The 20547-nt window shown below is 62.2% G+C and carries 15 protein-coding genes; 3 read left to right on the top strand and 12 right to left on the bottom strand.

Annotation, left to right across the window (positions count from 1 at the left end; translation table 11 throughout):
• The first annotated feature begins 55 nt into the window (after positions 1–55).
• Positions 56–1042 carry an alpha/beta hydrolase family protein gene (locus AC5ZFO_RS27555; protein WP_282523553.1) on the top strand — a complete coding sequence of 329 codons (987 nt, stop codon included), beginning with the start codon at positions 56–58 and terminating at the stop codon, positions 1040–1042.
• 17 nt (positions 1043–1059) lie between these two features.
• Here the strand turns inward: AC5ZFO_RS27555 and AC5ZFO_RS27550 are convergent, their stop codons facing one another.
• From AC5ZFO_RS27550 to AC5ZFO_RS27540, 3 genes are all read right to left on the bottom strand, one after another.
• Entirely contained in the window at positions 1060–1602 is a 543-nt protein-coding gene (locus AC5ZFO_RS27550; RefSeq protein ID WP_496122827.1) for a DUF4384 domain-containing protein, read from the bottom strand.
• 124 nt (positions 1603–1726) lie between these two features.
• A complete protein-coding gene (locus tag AC5ZFO_RS27545) occupies positions 1727–3505 on the bottom strand; it encodes a caspase family protein (protein WP_282523555.1) in 1779 nt (592 codons plus the stop codon).
• A gap of 57 nt (positions 3506–3562) precedes the next feature.
• Positions 3563–5287 carry an NHL repeat-containing protein gene (locus tag AC5ZFO_RS27540; RefSeq protein ID WP_282523556.1) on the bottom strand — a complete coding sequence of 575 codons (1725 nt, stop codon included), beginning with the start codon at positions 5285–5287 and terminating at the stop codon, positions 3563–3565.
• Positions 5288–5445: 158 nt separating this feature from the next.
• On the opposite strand from AC5ZFO_RS27540, the gene AC5ZFO_RS27535 reads away from it, so the two are divergent.
• Together AC5ZFO_RS27535 and AC5ZFO_RS27530 are read left to right on the top strand one after the other, a co-directional pair.
• Positions 5446–5727: a hypothetical protein gene (locus AC5ZFO_RS27535; protein WP_028156828.1), complete on the top strand. Its 282-nt coding sequence runs from the start codon at positions 5446–5448 to the stop codon at positions 5725–5727.
• Between the two features lie 86 nt (positions 5728–5813).
• Entirely contained in the window at positions 5814–6797 is a 984-nt protein-coding gene (locus AC5ZFO_RS27530; protein WP_282523557.1) for a DUF4424 domain-containing protein, read from the top strand.
• 9 nt (positions 6798–6806) lie between these two features.
• Here AC5ZFO_RS27530 and AC5ZFO_RS27525 read toward each other — a convergent pair whose 3' ends face one another.
• Genes AC5ZFO_RS27525 through AC5ZFO_RS27485 form a run of 9 tightly spaced genes read right to left on the bottom strand, consistent with a single transcriptional unit; the run spans position 6807 to position 20393 of the window.
• Positions 6807–8615 (bottom strand): serine/threonine-protein kinase, encoded by a 1809-nt coding sequence (locus AC5ZFO_RS27525; RefSeq protein WP_306664568.1) that lies wholly within the window; start codon positions 8613–8615, stop codon positions 6807–6809.
• A complete protein-coding gene (locus AC5ZFO_RS27520; protein WP_014493500.1) occupies positions 8612–9388 on the bottom strand; it encodes a PP2C family protein-serine/threonine phosphatase in 777 nt (258 codons plus the stop codon). Before AC5ZFO_RS27520 ends, AC5ZFO_RS27525 begins: the two co-directional genes overlap by 4 nt.
• Before the next feature lie 6 nt (positions 9389–9394).
• Positions 9395–10096: a type VI secretion system-associated protein TagF gene (gene tagF, locus AC5ZFO_RS27515; RefSeq protein WP_306664578.1), complete on the bottom strand. Its 702-nt coding sequence runs from the start codon at positions 10094–10096 to the stop codon at positions 9395–9397.
• The gene (gene tssM, locus AC5ZFO_RS27510; protein WP_282523560.1) at positions 10093–13632 is read right to left on the bottom strand and encodes a type VI secretion system membrane subunit TssM; all 3540 of its coding nucleotides are present in this window, start codon (positions 13630–13632) and stop codon (positions 10093–10095) included. The genes tagF and tssM overlap by 4 nt, the downstream gene beginning before the upstream one ends.
• 43 nt (positions 13633–13675) lie before the next feature.
• Complete coding sequence (gene tssL / locus AC5ZFO_RS27505) at positions 13676–15202, bottom strand: type VI secretion system protein TssL, long form (protein ID WP_282523561.1); 1527 nt, start codon at positions 15200–15202, stop codon at positions 13676–13678.
• A complete protein-coding gene (gene tssK, locus AC5ZFO_RS27500) occupies positions 15199–16536 on the bottom strand; it encodes a type VI secretion system baseplate subunit TssK (RefSeq protein ID WP_282523562.1) in 1338 nt (445 codons plus the stop codon). Before tssK ends, tssL begins: the two co-directional genes overlap by 4 nt.
• A gap of 48 nt (positions 16537–16584) precedes the next feature.
• Positions 16585–17943, bottom strand: coding sequence for a type VI secretion system-associated FHA domain protein TagH (gene tagH / locus AC5ZFO_RS27495; RefSeq protein ID WP_282523563.1), 1359 nt, complete (start codon positions 17941–17943; stop codon positions 16585–16587).
• A 12-nt stretch (positions 17944–17955) separates the two neighbouring features.
• The gene (locus AC5ZFO_RS27490; protein ID WP_038935432.1) at positions 17956–18519 is read right to left on the bottom strand and encodes a DUF6931 family protein; all 564 of its coding nucleotides are present in this window, start codon (positions 18517–18519) and stop codon (positions 17956–17958) included.
• A 5-nt stretch (positions 18520–18524) separates the two neighbouring features.
• Positions 18525–20393 carry a type VI secretion system Vgr family protein gene (locus AC5ZFO_RS27485; protein ID WP_282523564.1) on the bottom strand — a complete coding sequence of 623 codons (1869 nt, stop codon included), beginning with the start codon at positions 20391–20393 and terminating at the stop codon, positions 18525–18527.
• Between the last annotated feature and the right edge of the window lie 154 nt (positions 20394–20547).

Raw genomic sequence — 20547 nt, 5'->3', positions numbered from 1 at the left:
TTAACACTGGGTCATCCAGGTCCGTGCCTGGATTGGCCGAAGCGGAGCGACCTGCGTGGTTGCGTGTGAGCTTGAGCAAAAGGACGCCAACGCCTTTCCCGGGCTGACGCTCTTCACGAAGCGACAGGCACCCGGCATGAAGCCGACGGCGGTTTATCTTCCGCCAAAGCACCCAACAGCTGCCACCAAGTTCGATGTCGTGATCTGGCTTCACGGCTTCTATGTCAAAAACCATGAATTCCTCTTCCACAGCGATCCAGCGCGGCTGCGCGAACAGGTCCGGGATTCCGGCAAGGACGTAGTGCTTATCGCGCCGTTCCTGGGCTACGAATATGCCGTTGGCGACACCTTTGCCGGAAACTACAGCGTGTCTGACCTGGCAACCGCGAACTGGGGCGAACGCTATCTCGAGGAGATCCTTGGAGCTCTTGCCAGGTTCCTGGGTCTCTCCTCGACGTCCATTCCTCAGCTCCAGATCGGCAAGCTCATCATCGCATGCCACTCCGGCGGCGGTAACGGCATGCGCAATCTCGTCGGAAGCCTTGGAAAGTATCAGGGCAAGCTGACGTCCTGTTGGGGATTTGACTGCCTCTACGGTGCCAATGCGCGGCCCGACGATGCGACCTTCTGGTACCAATGGCTGTCCGGACAGAGCGGCCGGGCGCTCGAGATCGTGTATGGTCCATCAACTCTGCCGCAATCGGTGAAGCTGGACCTGATCGGGCGTGGGCTGGCGACGACCGATGGCAATCAAACTCAGCCTCAGCGCCCTGCCCTCAAGAACCTCAGCGTAAGCTTGGGTCATTACGACCTATTCCCGGCATTTGGCCAGATGGTCAGGGTCAACGATCTTGACCCGGCTTTCGTGGATCGCTTCATGATACCGCAGGTCGCGGACCAGCCGCGGCATAAGCCAGCGCCGCAGCGCGGGGAATTCCTCCAGCACGCAATTTCCAACGTTCGCAGCGCTTTTCCCTTTCCAAAGGACATTCATTACATGATCGCCCGGGGTGGCTTCTTCAGCCGACTGAGCAAGCTATGACCCAAGCTTCACAGGACTCACTTGATTGAATAAGATTTGACGTCGAACGACCAATTGTTCGTCACGAGCTTTCCGCTGCTGTTGTCCGGCACGCGCAGCTCGCTGGTCCAGGCCGATAGATAGCTCAACGCGTCGTCCTGACCTTCCAGCTTGCGGGGCATGTCCGGCAGATCGAGCAATTGCACGCGTCGCTCGCTCAGGATGGCTATCATCACTGCGGACCCCGTCGGCGGTGCGACGACATATTCAAAACCACGCTGTCGCGCCGCCGGGGCAGGAACAACAAATTCGACACCCGGCTTGACGCGATTGATGTCGCGGTCGTTCGACTGCGCCAATAGCTCGGGGGTTGGAAAGATCTGGGACATCCGCCCTTCCGCGTCGACGTCAACCAAAATGAGATATCCAGTCTTCCTGGCGGTGACGCCGAACGAGACCTTGCCTCCGACGTTGACGGTCTGGCTCGGCAGGATCTGAAGGGACACACTCGCGGTATTGGTCTGCCCGCGCACCGCTTGTGCAGGCCAAAGCCAGCGTGCGTACGTCGTGCCGACATGCAACGACGCCGTCGGCAATGGTGCTGCGGACGCAGCTCCGCTACCCGCCAGTAGCAGCAGGAATGCGAGCCATGGTCGCGCCTGGCGGATCGGCCGGGATGACGGCATGGCCTGCTCCCCCTAGGAGTCAGGGGGCACTGAAGAAGCCGATCGAGGCGATTCGCGCGTCTGCGGGCAAGTAACGCTCGAGACTTTTGATCACTTGCCCCGAGGCGCGACGCCGGTTGAACTGCATCAGGGCTGTTTCGAGATCTACCATGCGTTGCTGCGAGGTCACCGCAACGATCTGCTCCGCACCGAACGGCTCACCGACCCTGAGCGGTAGGCGCAAGCTCGCCGATCGGGCCAGCGCCGCATCAGAACCCACCGGATACAACAATTGGATGGTGCCATCGCCGGACACATTGAACAGCAGCACCGCTCTTGACCCCACATCAGACAGATCAACTTCGACAGTCTGGCCGGCACGCTGTTGGCGATCGTCTGGCCAGATGCGCATGATCTGCGGCGACCGGGTCGCAATGCGTTTCAGTTCACGAATTGCCGCTGTCCGGTCGACTACGGTCGGCAAGTTTGCAACGTCGATCCCATAGGCGACCACGTCGCCCCACGCGATCACGTCGTGCGACACGGGATCCCATATCAGGTCGGGATTGTCCGTCGGTTGAACCGCCTGCACGGGAACATCTTTCGGCTTCACGCTTGCAAAATAGCTCGTCTTGCCGTCGAGCGCCGCCAGCCGGATCGGTGCCGCGAGGCGGAGAGGCCCCGGCGCGTCGCCGGTCGGAAGTTCCTTGGTCGCCGCGGCGGCAAGGGTCGGAACGGTTGGTGCCTTGGCCGTGACAGCCGGCGGAGCGGGCGCCTGTCCCTCGATGGCCCCGGATCCGGCCGGCCCAGAGGCCGCTCTCGCGGCCGGCCCCTGAATCAGCACGACACCCCGCGTCAATCCGAAGGCGAGGTCGGTATCCGGCGTCTGAGCTGGCGATGATATGGTGACGATGTTCTGGCGCTGGTCCGAGAGCTGATAGACCACCTGTCGAACATTGCTGAAAAGCTCCTTCAGCGTCACCTTCCCATCGTGATTGATGTCCGCGCTCCCCTCCACCGCCCGCGCGACCGCATAGCTGAGAGCCCCGCGCAGGCCATCGATGCCAGGGATGCGGACTTCCGGCGCCTTGGTGTAGCGGTCCACCGCAGCCAGGAACGCCGTGTGGTCAAGATCGAGTTCTGACTTCGGATCGTTGCTGTCCGACACCGGCTTCAGTTCGTCGACCAGCAACGTGTAGCGCGGGACCTGCCGGAAGCTCATCTCAGCGGCACGCGGATCGATGTCGCGCACCATACCGCCGCCGTGGCAGGTATCAGCCACGAAGATCACCCTCGCCCCGCGCAGCTCGAACTGCCGGATGAAATGGTTGAACTCACTGCCTAGAACACGTTCAACCGACCCGGTTGGCGTAGTTTCAAAGCCTGGCAGCAAGAACACGTTTTCCATTCCGTCCGGCTCCGAGCCCTTGACACGCTCCGGTTCCTGGGTGCCATGACCGGCGATCGACAGAAAGATGAGGTCGTTGTTCTTGGTCCGCTCCACCAGTGCACTGATCTCGCGCAGGACGCTTGCCCTGTCGGCCTGGGCGTTCGTCAGCTCGACGACGTCGGCAACCCCCATGGACTTCAAGCTGGTCACGATGTCCGTAGCATCAGCGACCGCGCCCTTCAATTTGCGCACGCGCTGGTAGTCGTCGATCCCGATCACGAGCGCGCGCACCGCCGCCCCGTCCGGATTGCTGATCGACAATCCTCCCGCCGCATATGCGTGAGGGGTTATCAGTCCGATCAACGCAGCGAGCCCGATGGTGGCGCTTAGCCGCCTGATCCCGCAATCAAATCCTCTGGGCATCCGCATCGTGATCCACCTCGACATCATGCCTACCCATTTTGTAGCTCCGGCGACACACCGGGTTCAGCGCCTTTTGCTTGCCGTTTTGCGGCCCGCCGGCGATTGTTCGGTCTCCTGATAGGCGCTCGCGGAAACTGCCGCCTGATCGTCCGCGAAGGCTCGAAAACGGACCGGAACGTAGCCGCGCGAAAGCAGGCTCGCCAACGGATAGACGTTGCGGCAGACGCGGCCGTTGCAGCCACCGGTCGAGGATTCCATCACCTCGGCCTTGCGATCAGGCGTGAACCGCAGGAACAACATCACGTGCGAGCCCGGCTTGTTCAGCGCATCGCCGGGCCTCAGGTCCCAGGGATTTGCCACGGGGGCTGCGATCGCGGGGATAGCGGCAGTCGTGTAGTGGACGGAGAGCCCCCACGCGGCGCTGACGAATGCCGAACAGTCGACGCCAGCCACATCCGGCCGTGGCGCATTGCGAGTGCACACATTGCCGGCCAGCGTTCCGCTCTCGATCCGCTGCCGGAAGTTCGCGAGCGAACCGTGGCAGCCCCAGCAATAGGGTACGCCGCGCACCTCCTGGTTCACCTTTCCCTGCAGATACCACGGCCGACGAACACGGCTGAAGCCACTGCATTGGCTGTCGGGATCGTTGCCGTAATTCGCCTGCGTCAGCTTCCACTGGATGCCCTCGAACGCAAACGCTGTCTCGATCGCCTGCTGGCGATTGGACGGTCTCACGGCGGCCGACGCGTCAAATTTGACGTCGGATTGCGGTGCCGGCGCGGCTGCCGTTCGCGACGGTCGCACGTCGATAATCGAAGCGTTGGTCAGAGGCCTGAAGCCCACGCCAACCACTTCAATACCGTCCGGCTTGGTCCGCAGGAAATAGACATCGCCATCGCCCGAGACCGTGACGAACCGCCGGGTCAGCGGCGTATTTTCCAAAGGAAGCTCATAGATTCCTTCGAGACGCCCGTTCGCGGCATAGCGTGCGACGAACGTGGAGGCATTCTTTCCCGATGGCGGAACGTCCTCCGCCAACACATAGAAGCGGTCACTGTTGTCAATCTCGAGAAACTCTACCGTGCCGAGCTGGTTGCGCACCCGCAGGCCGAGCTGGCCGATCGTCTCGTTGGTGACCATGGTCTGGATTTCGACCCGTACGCTGGCATTGCCCTTGTCCGGAATGATGTCGGCGATCACCGAGCCCTTGCTTCGAGTAGCAACATATTGCCGGTCGGGCTGCCGGGTCGTCTTGATGATGGCCGCGCGGGTGTTCTGGTCGAGCAAGTCGGTCGCGCTGCCTGGCGCCTGTGATCCCATCTGGGCAAAAGCCGAGACGGCGACCTGGTCGTCCGCGCCGCGGCTCGAGACCTCTTCAAGTTGGATCACATCACCACCGAGGCCGCGCGTGGATTGCCCCGGCGCCGCCTTCAGCGTCCGTACGCCGCCGTCCCAAACCATGATGTCGTCGTTGTGGACGACGAGATCGGTCGGCTGGACGTCTTTCGGCATCTTGAGGACGTCAGGATCGGAATTTGCCTGTTTCGGGTCAAACTGGAGGATGCGACCGTTGATCTGATCGAGCACAAACAGGTTGCCCTGCCCGTCGGCGCTGAGTGCTTGCGGTCCCGCGAGTTCCACGTCCTCGCTGGCCGGAACGATGCCGACCATGGAAGCAGCCGAACCGCCGGCAAAGCTGCGTACGACAGTATCGTCGGCATACGCCTTGGTTCCAAGAATGCCAGCGCCAACGATGAAGACCCAGATCCAACGATTTGGACGAAGCATGTTCGCCTCAATGTACCCCGAACCGATCGCCGCGTCGGATCGACTAATCCGAGATGCCGTTGATGCGGCGCGTCAATTAGTGGTGAGCAATCTCAATCACGTTCAATCTATCACTGGACGGTGATAGTCCGAAATGTCTTCAGCTTGCGGTGCAAAACATGGCCCGGAATAGATTTGAGCAGGTGAGCGAAGTCCAGCCCGACGCGATCACGCTTGTCCTGAAACGCGACAATGACGGCATCTCCGGATCGATCGTACTGCCGGCCGCCGCGAGCGGGGGACGGCTGACCACCGACCAGGTCAGCGCGCAGTTGCCGGCTCAGGATGCTTTTCGCGGCGCGATCCGGCTGGCAAACGACGTAAAGCTCGCGCTCGTAGTGTGCGATCCAGACGGGGTCTGGAAGTCCGAGTGGGGTGATCTTTATCAGCCGATCGATTGACCCGCATCGGATGGAACCAGCATATGCTGCGACGCCGCATCGAGACCAGCTTGCCGAACGGACCCTCCCCCCGGATACGGGCCTTGATGATCGCGCTGCTGGTTGCGACGGGCTCGCCGGCACGCGCCAACGACTCGGCTGCGGAATTGTCGATCGGTGGGCTCCAGTTCGTACGCACCAATGACGTGGCCATGGAGAGCGAGAACCTTCGTATCGCGCTCGACAGGATTAGCGTTCGCTACCAATTCGCCAACGTCACCGCCAAGCCGGTCACGCTTACAGTTGCCTTTCCGCTGCCCGACATCGACCTGTCGGAGGCTGAGAACATCGCACTGCCGTCAGATGATCCGATCAACTTCGTCGACTTCGAGACCAAGGTCGATGGCAGCCCGGCGCCGCTGACCGTCGATCAGCGCGCCATGGTCGGCAGCAGGGATGTCAGTGCCCTGCTCCGCGAACTCAAATTGCCGCTGCTGCCGATTGGTAGCCGCGAGATCCGGGTGACCGACCTGCCTGAGGCGACCCGGGCCCGGCTCGTGGACGACGGACTTCTGATGCCTGCCGGAATGAGCGACAACGGTCGGAAGCAGTATGCGCCGGGTTGGGTTATCAAGACCTCGGCTGTGCGCCAGCAGGTGTTTCCGCCAATGCGCACCGTCTTGGTCGAACACCAGTACCGGCCGAGCGTAGGCTCCAGTCCCGACACCATCCTGCGCTCCAGCCTGCGCCGCAGCGGCGCACTCGCTCAGGAAGTCGCGCGTTACCGGAAAGAGTATTGCGTCCAGGATACGTTCCTCGCCGAACTCGACAAGCGCGCGGGCAGTAACCAGACCAACAGCGCGAATCTGCAGGAGCGGCGGATATCGTATGTGCTCAAGACTGGCGCGAATTGGGCCGGGCCGATCCGCTCATTCAAACTGACTATCGACCCAGGCGGCAGCGACCGTTTGGTGAGCTTCTGTCCTGGGCGGCTAAAGGCATCGTCTGCTACTGGAAACATGCTTGAATATACGGCAAGCGACTTCAAGCCGGACGCCGACCTGAAAATCCTGGTGATCGGAACATTCTGAGCGTGCCGGTCAATTGGTGAGCAGCACGTAGCGTGCGGCCGCGATGACAGTCACCTTGTTGCGCTGAGCCTCGCTTAGCGCCTGCAGAAAGAACGTGTCGGCAGCCATCGGTCGCGGCTGGCGCAATGAGTCCAGAACCTGCGGAACCGCCACGACCAACAGCAATTGCGGACCGCTCGCGCGCGCTGTCGGGAGCGTAAACGAAAGTGAGTCGATGCCCGGCTTCAGAAGGTAAGAGAGGCTCTGGACTTCGCCGCGGTCCGACACCATGAGCAGCTCGACCACGCGGTTGGCAAAGTTCTCAATGGTCCCATTGAGGGTTTCACCGCCCTTCAGCTCTGTCGCCGACAGGGTGATGCGCGGCATTCGCGCCTGATCGCTCCCGACCTGACTCAAGAACTTGACGGCTGGGCATTGCGCCTGGGTCACTTGCCTGACGCCGACCGAAGCTTCGAAACCCTGCTCACGCCGAAACGCTTTGTCGAAGGTGTCGAATGGGGCGGTCGAGGCACCGAACCCTTCGATGACAGCCGCATTTGGGCTCACAGCAATCGGCAAGACAAAGAAGCAGTCACCGCCAGAATATTGGGCCACGTATTTGCGGATGCGCTCAGCTCGCCCCGGCCCATCGAGTGTCGGAGACGGCGTTGCCGTCGGCTGCGCGGACAACTTCTCTGTCTCTTGGCGTCCGGGCTGTGGTCCAGCGGGCTCGACCTTCGGCGGCACCATTGTTCCAGCGAGTTTCGGAGGTGGCGGCAAGACCGCGGTGCCGGGCGCTGACCAGACCAGCTTGTAGAAGGCATATCCACCACCGCCGACCAGCAGCAACAATGCCGCCACGCCCGCCCCCAGCCAGAGGCCGCGCGCGCTCCGCGCGGTCGACGGCATCCTGTCCTGCGACGCCGGCGCCGCGCCTTCCGGCCGCCGTAGCGGATCGAAGCCATATAACGGCGCGGCCGGTGTCTGGGCCGAACCGGTTGGCGTCCAGCTGGCGACCTCCCCCATGGTCGGGCGCAACGCCGGATCAGGCTGCAGCATCCGCTCCAGCAAAGGCCGGATTCGCATATCAACCGCACCGAGATCGGGCACACGCCGGCGCTTCTCCACCAGCTGAAACTGGCTGCCGCCCATGTCGAGTTTCTGTCCGGTCAGCGCATGGAACAGCACAAGACCGAAGCTGTAGACATCGGATTTCGCTGTCACGTCATTGCCGTACAACCCAACCTGTTCCGGCGATGCGTAATTGTCCTTGCCGGCGAAGCCCGAGCCGATGATGGTCTTGTCACCCATCTGGGTCGACCGCGCGATGCCGAAGTCGATGATCTTGGCCCGCCTGACATCGTCGAGCGGAACGATGATGTTGTCCGGAGAAACGTCGCGATGGATGATGCCGTGCTCATGGGCGGCCTCCAGTCCCGATGCGACGCGCTGCATCAGCCTGATCAGCGCTTCGAAGGCCAACGGCCCATCGTCGAGCATGTTCGAGAGCGAGCGGCCATTCACGAATTCCATCGCGAGATAAGGTCGCTGCAGCACCGGCTCCACGGTAAACAGGAAGTAGCGAACGATCGCGTCATGCGGAAGATTGTGGAGTGCCGCGGCCTCTCGACGGAACAGCGCGAGCGCCGCCTCGTTGTCAACCATGTCGGGCAGCAGCATTTTCACCGCAACGGGCGATCCAGTCTGGATCTCACGGCATTTGTAGACCTCACCCATGCCGCCCGCGCCGATCACCGCTTCGATCTCGTAAATGCCGTTGAGACGGGTGCCGGGCGGCACGCCGTGATAGGACGATCGGAACGGATCGTTCGGGGTCATGGTTGCGGCTCCCGATTGAGCGGAGATCTTGTCGCCTCCTGAGATCGTGGCGTCAGCAGTCGCACGATCACAATCGTCACGTTGTCAAGCCCGCCACGATCAAGAGCCAGCGCGAGCATGTCATCGCAAGCCGCCTGGGCGCGTCGCGTAGCCGCGTGCTGCAGGATCTCGTCGTCCTGCACGTGCCTGGTCAGGCCATCGCTGCAGATCACGAAGATATCCTCCGGCTCGGCCGGGCCTGTCACCACCTCAAATTCCGGATCATCGGCGACACCGACGGCACGAGTAATGGCATTGCTCGGCCAATCGTTCACGTCTTCGCGCGACAACGCGCCTTCGGCGATCAGTTCCTCCAGTTCGCTGTGATCATGCGACACTTGGCTAATTGCGCCACGACTGATCAGGTAGACCCGGCTGTCACCCGCCCATATGCAGGCATAGTAGCTATCGCGAACGAGCAGAACCGCCGCTGTGGTCCCGACGGTGGCACCCTGTCGTTCATGACTTAGCGCCAGTATCTGCTGGTTTGCGCTGAACAGCCGCTCCTCGCATTCCGCCAGCAGGTCTGCGGCTGATTCTGGCGTGCCGATCGCGTCAAGCGACTGCACGACAATGCGGCTGGCGAGATCGCCGGCCTCGTGACCACCCATACCGTCGGCGACCGCCCAAAGGCCGACGTCGGTTCGTACCAAACATGAATCCTCGTTCCGCTCCCGCACCCGTCCGGCATGGGTGACGCTACCAACATCGAACAAGGATGGAATATGCACCATCGCGTGTCACCCATTCCCGGATGCCGCGTGGCCGAGATCACCGGTCAGCAGCGTGATGTAGTGAAACGGATCTGGTAATCCGCGGCAACTCAGCGCCATTGGCGGAAAGCCTTCCCCTCCGGCGGTCCACCAGAAGCTAGCCGCGGCGTAGACCTGTGGGTTGGCGGTGCAAAGTGCTGCAAACGACCCCGCGAAGGCGTCGACCGCCGAAGCCCTGCCCATTGCCGCAGTACCAAGCGACGTGATCGGCGGGCCGCCGGCGATGGTCTCCTGCAGTCGTGGCACCGCAAGCCGATCCAATGCATCGGAGATCTGCTCGAAGGTTGCGGCCCGATCCAGCGTCGAAAGCATGAACGCTTCCACTTGCCCGAACCATTCGTCCTGCGGATCAATGCTCGGCGGCGGCAGCGAGACGGCCTCGCCGGTCACCGCATGCAGGGTCAAGGGATAGTATCGCCCCACCCCGTCGAGCGAGGGCATGATGGCACCCGCCACTGTCGTGCCGCAGATCGCGGCGCCGAGCCAAAACCGCCAGACCGGCGCGGTCAGAAAGGCCTGCTGCCATCCTGGGCCAAGCTGGTGGCGACTTGCTGACAGCGCGGCCTGTACCCACGGCTCCCAGGCTTCCAGGAAGCTGCGCGGGGTCGCGATCGCGATGAAATCGCGCTTGGCGCCGATTTTGCCGAATAGCCCGCAACGCATGGTCATATCCCGGTCGGGCAACGAAACTCGCGCAGCACTGACAGGTTCAGCGGGTTGCGCAACGACCCAGTCGAAATTTGATAGTTGAGCTCGCGCCCCGCGACGATGAAAGTCGCGCTGGCCGTTTCCGCTTTCACAACCAACGAGCCCGCCTCCAGCATCCGAAATAACGACCAGGGACCAATGCGCTCGAGCACGGATGGCGCGCCGGTGTCGTTACTGACTGAAATCGCCGTTCGCGGCGCCGGGCCCGGCCATAGGACGGTCGTTGGCGAGTTGCTCTGTGGCGGTGGTGGCGGTGGCGTCGGTTGCGGACCGCCGAACAAGGACGAAGTGGCCGGTCCGGGAATGGTTGGGCTCGCAATCGTGGTGCCGCCGATCTCGGTCTTGACGGTCACGCCTGGCCCCGGTGCCCCAGGAGGCCGGATCGCGAAAGAAACGGCGGGCACACCGCCGCCCGTCTGGAAGAACGCATCCCGGATATAAGCCGCATTCTGGAATTGTTTGAGCGTGTCGGGCGAGAACGACCGACCAACGGGGCTCTCCTTGCGCCAAGCCCAGTCCGACCGCGACGTGTCGGCATAAGGTGCCAGGTACTGGGTGAAGAACTTGTCCATAACGCCATTCGGACTGAACAATTTGGCAAAATCCGCCAGCGGGACTTCCTGGCCGCTGCTGCGGACAAACGGGTAGCGGTTGGTCACGGTCTGTTGGCAGACCGGCGTGACCTGATCGCGCAACGTTTGCAGGATTTGCCCGGCGGTTGAAGCCGCGATGCTGCCTTCGAACTCCGCGGCTGCTGCGCGCAGCATGTCGGAGAATGGCGGCGGCATGCGCGAGGCATTGTTGCGGAGCGCTGCGACCTGGGTCTGAAGCGCAGCCGTGGCCTGTGCCGTCAGTTGGGGATTCTCGATGATCAACGTCAAGTTCTGCGAGATGTCGTTCAGGTTCGCGATGGTCGAGTCGATCGGCCGGCGGGTGCTCTCGCCTTCGAGCGCCGCGTGGTAAGGTTTGAACTGCGCCTCGATCGTCGCGCCAGGCGGTCCATCCTGGGCATTCGTGAAGAGTGCCGGAGCCGGTGCGGCAGCTGGCGCCGAAGCGTTCGCCGGCTTCGCCCGTTCCTTGGTCAGCATCGTCTCGTCGCGCACCGATTCCAGAATTTGCCGCATCGGCGAGGTCGGCGCCGAAAGCGCCCGCAGCACCTCGTATTTCGGCTTGTCGGCGAGCAACTTCTTCAGGCGCAGGCTCCCGAGCGCCGTTCGCCAGGTCGTCACGAAATCGTTGGAATAGATGTTGAGCAGATCGCCGGCCAGATTGTCGTACTGCTGGTCGATGGCCGACTGCTGGCCTGCATCACCCAAAACCCATCGCTCCCGCTTCATCCGCCCAGACAATCCGGACAGCCGGGCGACGAACTTCTGCTGGAAGCCGTTATACGTGAAGAACTCAGGTACCCGCACCGCATCCAAAGGCTGCCCCGTCGTGGTTTCGAACACGACACCCATGTCGGGTCCGCCATGGCGGCTAGCGATCCAGTCGCCAGCGGTCGATGCGCGAGCCTCCGATTTCAGAAACTCGTAGGCACGTTGCGACACGCTCAGGCGCGCCAGGGAGCTCTGGGCCTGCTTGATCAATCGGCCGTCGAGTTCGACCAGCGGCTGCTGCTCGGTCTCGAGGTCGAACATTGCCACGAGGTTCTCGTCGAGCAGACGCCGCCCTTCCGCGTTGGTGGCGCCAGGATAGAGGTTGTCCGCCCAGTCACGTTGCATCCAGGAGCGGATCAGCTCGCGGTCCGGCGACTGCAGGCCGCCGACCATCAGATAGACCTTGAGCGCCTCGTAGACGAAGGCAGGTTCGTTGATGCGCGCATTGAGCTGCTCCTCGAGGCGATACAGCAGGCGCGGCCGGAACATGCGCTCAAGCGCCGTATGATAGGCCGCCTTCGAGGGCGACAGCAGGCGGGCGTGCTGACTGAGCCCGTAGCGAGCCGACAGCGGCACCGACTCGCCGCGCGATCCGTAGCCTGCCGGGGCGTTGCGCAGCCGGTAGAGTAGCGGCAGCACCTTGTCGAGATCATGATCGGCAATCAGCGTCTGCTTGATAAGTGGTGCGCCGGCGGCCGCATACTCGCTATCCGCTTGCAGGCTTTGCTCGATCAAATCGGAGTTCCGCTTGTAGCTCATCAGCCAAGCTGCGATCAGTCCGATCGAGACCAGGCCGATCAATGACAGGGCCGCGGTTTTCAGGATCAGCGCGCGGCGCACCGCGGCACGGTCGGTCGAGACCCAGTCGGCCTCGCCGATGATGACCTTGGAAATCAGATCGGCGAGGAAGAAGCTCTTGCCCGTGCCCGAATAGGATCCGGAACCGACCTCCTCAGCGCCGAACGTACGTGCCAGCGACCCGATCAATTGATCGATCGGCGTGCCCTGCTGCGTACCCGAGGTAAAGTAGAAGCCGCGCAGGTTCGCGTTCACGTGATAGCGCGTCGGCTCGAAGATCTGGTTGAGGAAGTCGTGGATCTGGGGCTTGAGCCGCGCCATCTGTGCCGGAAAGCCGAACAATTGCACGCGGTGCTGGGGCGTCGGCTCGTCCTGCAGACGGTCGAGCGTCTCCTCGCTCAGGCGCTCCAGCAGACGGTCGAACTCGACCGGGATCTGCCCCACCAGATTCTGGGTCTTGTCTGCGGTCTGGAACGTGGCACCCCAAACCTGGCGGCGGCCGGCCTCCCCGAGATAGGCGAAATACTCGGTGAAGCCGGCAACGAGATCGGCTTTGGTAAATAGCGCGTAGACCGGGAAGCTGACCTTGAGCCTCTGATGCAACTCGAGCAGGCGCATCCTGATGGCATCGGCGTGAAGTGCGAGTTCCTGCTTCGGCAGCGTCAGGATGTCTTCGATGCTGATGGCGACAAGGACGCCGTTGATCGGCTGGCGCGACCGGCTTTTCTTCAGGATGTCCAGGAACGCCAGCCAGCTGTCCTTGTCGGCCTTGCTGTTGGAGTCCTGGGTCGTGTAGCGGCCGGCGGTATCGATCAGCACCGCCTCCTCGGTAAACCACCAATCGCAGTAGCGCGTACCGCCGACCCCCGCGATCGCTGCGGGCGTCGCCCCGCGCGCGAGCGGAAATTTGAGCCCGGAATTGACCAGCGCCGTGGTCTTGCCGGCGCCGGGCGGACCGATGATGACGTACCACGGCAGATCGTAGAGATAGCCCGACTTGTTGCCGCTGGCGGTCTTCAGCGTCGCGAGCGCATCCTTCATGCGCTCCTTGAGCACCGGTTCATCGCTGACGGGCTGGTCGGCACCAGCGATGCCATCGGCAATCTCCTTGGCACTCTTGCGCCGCTTGAACAGATTGAGGCCAACGATGCCTGCCACGACCGTGGTGAGCAGCAGAATAGCGATCTGCCGGACGATATGGTTCTCCAGCGGCCGCCAGTCGCCGAACGCGATGAAGGGACCGGCGAGATAGATCACCGCTCCGAGCGAGCTGAGCCCTACTCCGTAGAGAACGATGCGAAGGATGTCCTTGGCAAGCATCTAACCGTACCTGTCGCAAACCACCTGACCCGGCGGTATCTGCCTATTCGCTGCGTTCGATAAAGATCTCGACGCGCCGGTTCTTGGCGCGTCCCTCGGGTGTCGTGTTGCTGGCGATTGGCGCATCTGCTCCTTTGCCCTCGACGTCGACGCGCGAACCATCGGTCAAGCCAGGCTTCAGTGCCGCGGCAACCGCCTTGGCGCGCTCGACCGACAACTCGAAATTTGTCGGGAAGCGGACTGTGCGGATCGGCGAGCTGTCGGTATGGCCAACGACCCGGATCCGACCCGGCTCCTTGTCGAGGGTTGCTGCGACGCGGAGTGCGATCGGCTTGAAACCGTCGAGGATGGTCGCCTGGCCCGATGCAAACAAGGCCAGATCGCAGACTCTGATCACGATGAAGCTCGGGGTCTGGTCCGCCGTCATGGCACAGGCGGTGTTCTCCTTCGCGAGCGCATTGCGGATGCGTTGCAACTGGGTGATGCGATCCGGCGGTGGTGGAGGCGGCGGCGGCGGGGGTGGTGCAACGACCTGGCGCTTGAGCTCGATCGGGCCGGCTGGATGGAGCGCGAGCGCCACCTCGGCAGCATTCTCTGCCCGGCCGGCGAGGAGCGTCCGCAGGAGGAAATAGGACCCGGTCAGCAACGCGGCGACGACGGCCGCGACGAGCCAGACCGGAACGCGCAGACGCTGCCGGCGCCCCGCCAGCGCCTGCCCGCGCCAGTTGGGCGACAGGTCGCTCATCGTCTTCGGCCGGACCCGGCGCAGCAATTCATAGAGGTTACGCTGGATCAGCTGCAGGTTCGCAAGTCCGCCCCCTGACGTCCGGTGAATGCCCTGAAAACCAAGCGCAAGGCAGGCGTGCTGAAGTTCGAGGACCGGATAGTTGACCAGTGGATCGACCTTCAAATGGTCGAGAATCTCGAAGAAACGGACGCCGCCGACACGCTCGCCGAAGAACCGGCTCAGCATCGAATATTGCGTCCAGACGTGGCGCTCCTCGGTCGGGATGTGCTGCACGATATCGTCGGCGGTGGCACACAGGATGTATTTCGCTGTGTTGGCCTGGTGCTCGGATATGCCCGCGGAACGGATGTCCTTCTCGAAGAACTTGATCGCGTCTGCAACCTGCTCCATCAAACTCGCGAATGACGCGCGCATGAGCGCCACCCGCAGCCGACCAAGCAGCTGCAGCAACGGGCCAGCAGCGCGCATCACTGGATTGGCATTTGGCGCGACGAGATCGTCGACGCGCAACGGCGGTCCGGGCGGTAGCATGGGCTGCTGCGCCTGGGCTTGCGCGGGTGTCGATATCCATTCCTCAGCGGGATGGCTGGCCGGCGCGGAGGCGTAGTTCGAGCCCTGCGGGACAGGAGAAAATGATGGCGGTGGCGCCGGCGCGCCGGGAGAGGGTACCGGTGATGGCGAATAGCCTGGACGTGCCGCAGGGCCCTCGCCCGGCGGAGGCTGAGAGGTCGGCGCCGGCGGCAACTTCCCGCCGGGGTTGGGACGGATGATCGTCCGTTCACCCCGACCGAAAGGATTAACCGGCTTGTCCCTGTCGCTCATGGCCTGTCTTCCAGGATAGCCCAAAGGTACAGCTCAAGCTCCGGCCAGTCGCCGGAGAAGTGCATTCCGATCGAGGCCGCCGTGCTGAACTCGGGCCACAGCGGCGACTTGCGGTCGAGATAGAAATAGACGTGATCCGTGATCGCCCGGATATGCGGGGGCGGCGTCGGCAAATGCGCCAAGGTCAGGCCCGGCAAGTTTGCGTGCACGATCTCGTTCATCTTGGTGTTCGGCCCGACCTTGAACAGGTGCGGGAAATCGTTCTGGATCTCCACGAGCGGCCGCCGTGCGGCAACCTCCAGCACCAGGGTCGCATTTCGGAATAGCGCGCGATCGCGGATCGGCGACACGAACGCATTCTGTGCGCGCTCGATGATCTCCAGGCGGATCGCCCGCCGGCCCAATCGCGCGCTCAAGAAGTCCTGGATGTCGCTCACCAAGGGTGTGAAGACGTTCTCGAGATCGTCGTGATCGTAAGCTGGATAGTTGCGCGCCCTCCGTTCCGCCGTAGAAAATGTCGCAAGTTCACCCGCGAATCTCAGCAATTCCTCGTACAGGCGCTCGGGGTGCACGCTGCCGGAGCGCTGGAAATGAGTCAGGACGGGAATGGTACGGTTCAGCACTTGCAGGACCAGATAGTCGACGCTCTGCAACCCCCCGCCGGATGACGGATCGACCGCGTAACGCGCCAGCTCGTCGAGTTTGGTCTCAACCCAGCCGATGATGCGGTTGAGCCAGCCATCGATGATCGGATGCGCGGCGCAGATCAGGATCGGCGGCACGAATTTATCGTCGAACAGGATGTTCTTGTCGCGCACCTCGAGAATGCGCGCGATGCCGAGGCCCATGTATCCGGGCTTGCTGCTCTTGCGCAGTTCGAACGACAGGCGCGGATAAGCGATGTCGATCTCTTCCTCGATGCGTAGCGCAGAGGTCGAGTCAATGAAGGTTTCCGAAGTACGAACATAACGACTGGCGCTGTCGGTGCGATCCTCGTCGACCTCGCGGGTGTTTGGCGCCGCGACCGGCATCATCAGCCAGACGATCTGGCCTGCGGCCGTCTCCGGCACATCGATCGCTTCGGGAATTTGGCTGTCCGCAGGGATATCGAACGGCGTGCCGTCCGGCATGACGCCGGACGCATTGCGCACCGCGAACTTGCTCTGTTCGGTAAGATCCTTGTCGATCTCTAGCTGGGCAAAGCCCCACGGGTATGGTGTCGTGTAGCGAACGCGCTTTTCCAGCAAGTGTTCGATGTAGCGATCGTTCTGCTGCAGATGATGCGGCCGCAGAAACAGACCTTCCGACCAGAAAACTTTGCTGTACCAAGACATTCCTACATCCACTTAGAAATTGTCGGCAGCCGCCTGGTCGCCGATAGTTTACTTTGAACCGGGCTTGTCACCGCGGTCGTAATAGTCCGAGAAATACAACATGAAGGTTTCGATCGGCGCGCTGTTGTCGCGGCCAAGATGCGCCTTCCAGCGCGTCAAGAACTCGTCCCAGAGTTTGCCCTTGTTCGTGCCGAGCCAGGAGCTTGCTCCACGCTGAAGCTCGAGCTCGCGCGCCATCAGCGTCGGATCTATGCCCGCAATCAGCTCATGGACAGCGTGCTGCATCGCCATGTAGGTCTTCAACTGATGTGACTTGAGATCACTGAAGCCCTGTGCAAAGGCGCGCTGTGCGTCGAGGTAGCTGCGCGTCGGCGGCCCAAAGAGAATGCGCATCGCTTCTTCCGAGGTCGGCGAGAACTTCAGCGGATTATTTTCGACGGCTTGGACGGTGGTTTGGCTGGTGCTACGGGTCAGCTGCTTGGCTTGGGTGCGCGCCTGCAGCAGCGCCATCAGACTATCCACGGTCATACGCAAGATGATGCCAAGCTGTTCGGCGAGTTCGGCATCGGACTTGCTGGCAAAGAAATTGTCCGGCAATCCTGCAGCGCGCGCCACCAGTCGCGCGAACTCAGTCTCGCCGACTGGCTTGGCCGTGACAGGTCCCGCGTCTGCCGCTTGCGCCGGACGCGATGGCGATGCTGGCGGCTGGGCAGCAGCTGGTTCATCATCGATCCATGCCGACGGCCGGCGTGGGGTCGGCATGATGGGCGGGCGCTCGACTTGCGGTTTCGGCGCGTTGGCCGGACCGGCTGCCCAGTTCATGTCGTCGTCCTGCTCGGGCGGTTGGTACGCAGACGCCGACTGTGACCGTCGGAATGGGTCGACACCCGGTGCCGGGACGCTCGCCGCCCAATCCAGGAACCCCGGATTGACGGGCCGCGCCGCCTCGCGTGGCTTCTTCAACAGTTGCGGATCGATCGGCGGCGGAATGTCACGATCGGCTGCCCAAAGCTCTCCGTAGTTGGCATGCTGCTGGACTGAGGGTTCGCGCAGTTGCGCCTCATGGTTTGGGCTGCGCCCGCCAGCCTCATTCTCCAGCGAAACTCCGATGATGTAGTGGCCGATCGTGAGTCGGTCACCGTCACGCAAGCGGTGCGGCCCCCGCATGCGCTGGTCGGCACCATTGAGAAAGGTGCCGTTGGTCGAAACGTCGTGCAGCCAATAGCCACCGTCGCGAAAGTGCACCTCGCAGTGCTTTCCGGAAATCGTCCGCGCCGGATCCGGCAGCGTCCAGTCGAGGTGACGGTCCCGGCCAATATCGACTGAACGCCTGCCGGTGACCGTAAACGACACAGGTCCGCCATCCGGAAGGTTCGGTTCGTTCTCGATATTAAAGCGAAGCACCATCACATCGTCTCGTTAGCGTGGAGGGCGCGGTTCGCCGCGAGCCAATTGAATACCATCCTCTAGGCATGACGTCATTATCCGGTCCCGGGAGTCACGGGGGAGCCGGCAGAGGCCGATCAGCAGTGCGGCACGCACCGCCCGCGCGGCCTGATCTGGCTTGGCTTCCACGGGCGCAAATTCCGGGGGAACCACGCTTCCGCCGGACCAGCCGGCCGCCAGCGCCAGCCATGTCGCTGGCTGCTCAGGATCATTGGCATTGCCGACAGCCAGCGCCTTGTTCCGGGACTGCTCGTCCGGTTGCCGGACCCAGGTCTCCACAATATTCAGCGACCTGGTATCGCTGGCGTCGAAATGGTCGAACATCAGTCGCAGAGAGCGACATCCCCAGGCAACTGCTACGCGCCTGGGAAGCAGATAGGCACAGTAAGACACGGCCGGGTGCCAATTCCGCGCATCGGCGGCCTCCTGAAGGAAGTCCAGCGAAGGCTTGTCAGCGTCGGCTTTGCCGACATCATAACGCGCCAGGGGATAGGCCTGAAACAGATCCTGGACCGTACCGAACCGAACTTGTCCCATGACCGTCAACCAACAAGGGTTGGAGTGCCGTGGGCGACCAGCGGACCACCGGCAGCAAGCGCCATACCGGCCTGCGCCGTCATGGCGATCGTCGGCGCATTGATGACGATGCCCGCCGGGGTCAGGATGATCTGACTAGGACCCACCTGTAGGGTGATGTTGGCATTGGCCATGAGCGTGATGCTGATGCCCGCATTGACAGACTGGTCCATGGCCAAAGTGATGTGCTGACCACCCAACTGGATATCGAGCTTATCATTGCCGTTCTTGAGCGTGGTGTTGCGCGTGTCGCCGCCAAATGCAGCTTCGCCGATGGTACGTGTCTCGGTGTCGCGGACCGTTACGTCGTGGTCCTTCTCGGCATGCACCGTGATCTTCTCGGACCCCTTCTTGTCCTCGAAGTTCCACTCGTTGAAGCCGCCGCCACCTTTGGTGGAATCCGACTTCAATCCCGCAATCGTCTTCTTCGACGGCAGATCGTAGGGCAGCTTGTATTCGTCGTTGTACACGGTGCCGATCACCAGGGGCCGGTCCGGATCCCCCTCCAGGAATTCGATAACGACTTCCTGTCCGACGCGCGGGATGATCTGACCGCCCCAGCGCTTGCCAGACCAAACCTGAGCCACGCGCAACCGGCACGACCGCTTCTTCTTCCGATCCCAGAAAAAGCGGACATAGATTTCGCCCAGGGACTCGACGTCGATTTCCTCGCTCGAATTATCGTCTTTGGTCACCACCTTGGCCGTCTGGATGCCGTTGATCCTTGGCTTCGGCGTCATCATCAGCGCTCGAAACGGCCGATCACTCGGCAAGAACTCGTAGCTGCCGAAATAGACGTGTTGCCCTGCGTCGCTCGGCCCCCCGGTGCGATAGGATTCGATCGAGAACGAGTGCACAGCTCGCACCACGAGGTATTCGACGTTCTGCGAGTCCTTGGAGTGCTTTTCGAGCTTCGTCAGCCCACCGGGGAACAGGTTGACGGCGTCGCCATTGCCGCGGCGACGCCGATCCATCGCTTGCTCTGCCTGGAGCTGGATCTTCGCGTAGCGCTCGCCGTCGGATTTCTCCTTGAACTTCCCGGGATAGTCGTAAAACTCCATCTCCGACCGAGTGTAATGCTCGGAGCCCTTGGCGTCGCTGATCATCTGAGCGTTGGGCTTCTGGTAGTTGTAATCGTTGAGTTCGATCTTGCCGGTACGAAACCGTCGCTCCGATACCCATTCATAGATGTGCTGCTCGCCTCGCCGGTCGGCCCCCGCCAGCGGGATGTAGGGAATCGTAGCAAGACCTTTGATCGGACTGTGCGACGATTTGGAGTCCGCCAACACCAGCGTGTGCTTGCCACCCTCATGCTTGAAGAAGTAGTAGATGCCGTGCTGCTCCATCAGCCGGCATACGAAGTTCATGTCGGTCTCGCGGTACTGAACGCAATATTCGAGCTTCGGACAAGAACCCTCTTCGGTCAGTTTGGATTCATAGTCGGTGAAGCCGCGTTCGTTGAAGACCTCTTTGATGATGTCGGGCGCCTTCTTGTCCTGAAAGATCCGGCAATCGGTGGTCCGCGACAACAGCCATAACCAGGGCCTCAGCACGATCCGGTAGCTGAAATAGTCGTTCTTCACCCCGAGCCACTGGGCCTCCGTCAGGATGCCACTGAACTCGCGCTCCTTTTCATGCAGCTTTATGGTCAGCGTGCACTGCTGACCGATAGCGCGGTCGAAGTCGAGGTCGGCATCCTCACTGAGACACTCGATGCGATACTCGAACAGTTCGCTGAGACCTTCCGAGCCTTCGAATCCGGCAAAAACCAAAACGTCCTTGCCAAGAGGCGTCTTGAGTTCGCAGAGGCGGGTATCCTGAGTAAGCTGGCCCATGTGGGCTTAAACTCCCTCCTTCGATCGAATGACCCGCTGCAAAAAGCTGATCAGACGTTATGCAAGAACGACGGAAATCCTGCGCGCCACCGGCAGTGCCGGCAAGCCCGCCCCAAGGCTGGGCTTCCTGACGTTCCACAACGGGCATCAAGTA

It is taken from the genome of Bradyrhizobium sp. Unk1 (assembly GCF_059512345.1).
The sequence above is the reverse complement of the archived record's forward strand: the minus strand, read 5'-3'. Positions and strand labels throughout refer to the sequence as shown.

Coding starts and splice junctions, on each gene's coding strand:
- AC5ZFO_RS27540 (WP_282523556.1), bottom strand. CDS start 5,287: ATGCTTCGTCCAAATCGTTGGATCTGGGTCTTCATCGTTGGCGCTGGC.
- tagH (WP_282523563.1), bottom strand. CDS start 17,943: ATGGTGCTTCGCTTTAATATCGAGAACGAACCGAACCTTCCGGATGGC.
- tssK (WP_282523562.1), bottom strand. CDS start 16,536: ATGTCTTGGTACAGCAAAGTTTTCTGGTCGGAAGGTCTGTTTCTGCGG.
- AC5ZFO_RS27535 (WP_028156828.1), top strand. CDS start 5,446: ATGGCCCGGAATAGATTTGAGCAGGTGAGCGAAGTCCAGCCCGACGCG.
- AC5ZFO_RS27490 (WP_038935432.1), bottom strand. CDS start 18,519: ATGGGACAAGTTCGGTTCGGTACGGTCCAGGATCTGTTTCAGGCCTAT.
- tssM (WP_282523560.1), bottom strand. CDS start 13,632: ATGCTTGCCAAGGACATCCTTCGCATCGTTCTCTACGGAGTAGGGCTC.
- AC5ZFO_RS27530 (WP_282523557.1), top strand. CDS start 5,814: ATGATCGCGCTGCTGGTTGCGACGGGCTCGCCGGCACGCGCCAACGAC.
- AC5ZFO_RS27485 (WP_282523564.1), bottom strand. CDS start 20,393: ATGGGCCAGCTTACTCAGGATACCCGCCTCTGCGAACTCAAGACGCCT.
- tssL (WP_282523561.1), bottom strand. CDS start 15,202: ATGAGCGACAGGGACAAGCCGGTTAATCCTTTCGGTCGGGGTGAACGG.
- AC5ZFO_RS27520 (WP_014493500.1), bottom strand. CDS start 9,388: ATGGTGCATATTCCATCCTTGTTCGATGTTGGTAGCGTCACCCATGCC.
- AC5ZFO_RS27545 (WP_282523555.1), bottom strand. CDS start 3,505: ATGCGGATGCCCAGAGGATTTGATTGCGGGATCAGGCGGCTAAGCGCC.
- tagF (WP_306664578.1), bottom strand. CDS start 10,096: ATGACCATGCGTTGCGGGCTATTCGGCAAAATCGGCGCCAAGCGCGAT.
- AC5ZFO_RS27525 (WP_306664568.1), bottom strand. CDS start 8,615: ATGACCCCGAACGATCCGTTCCGATCGTCCTATCACGGCGTGCCGCCC.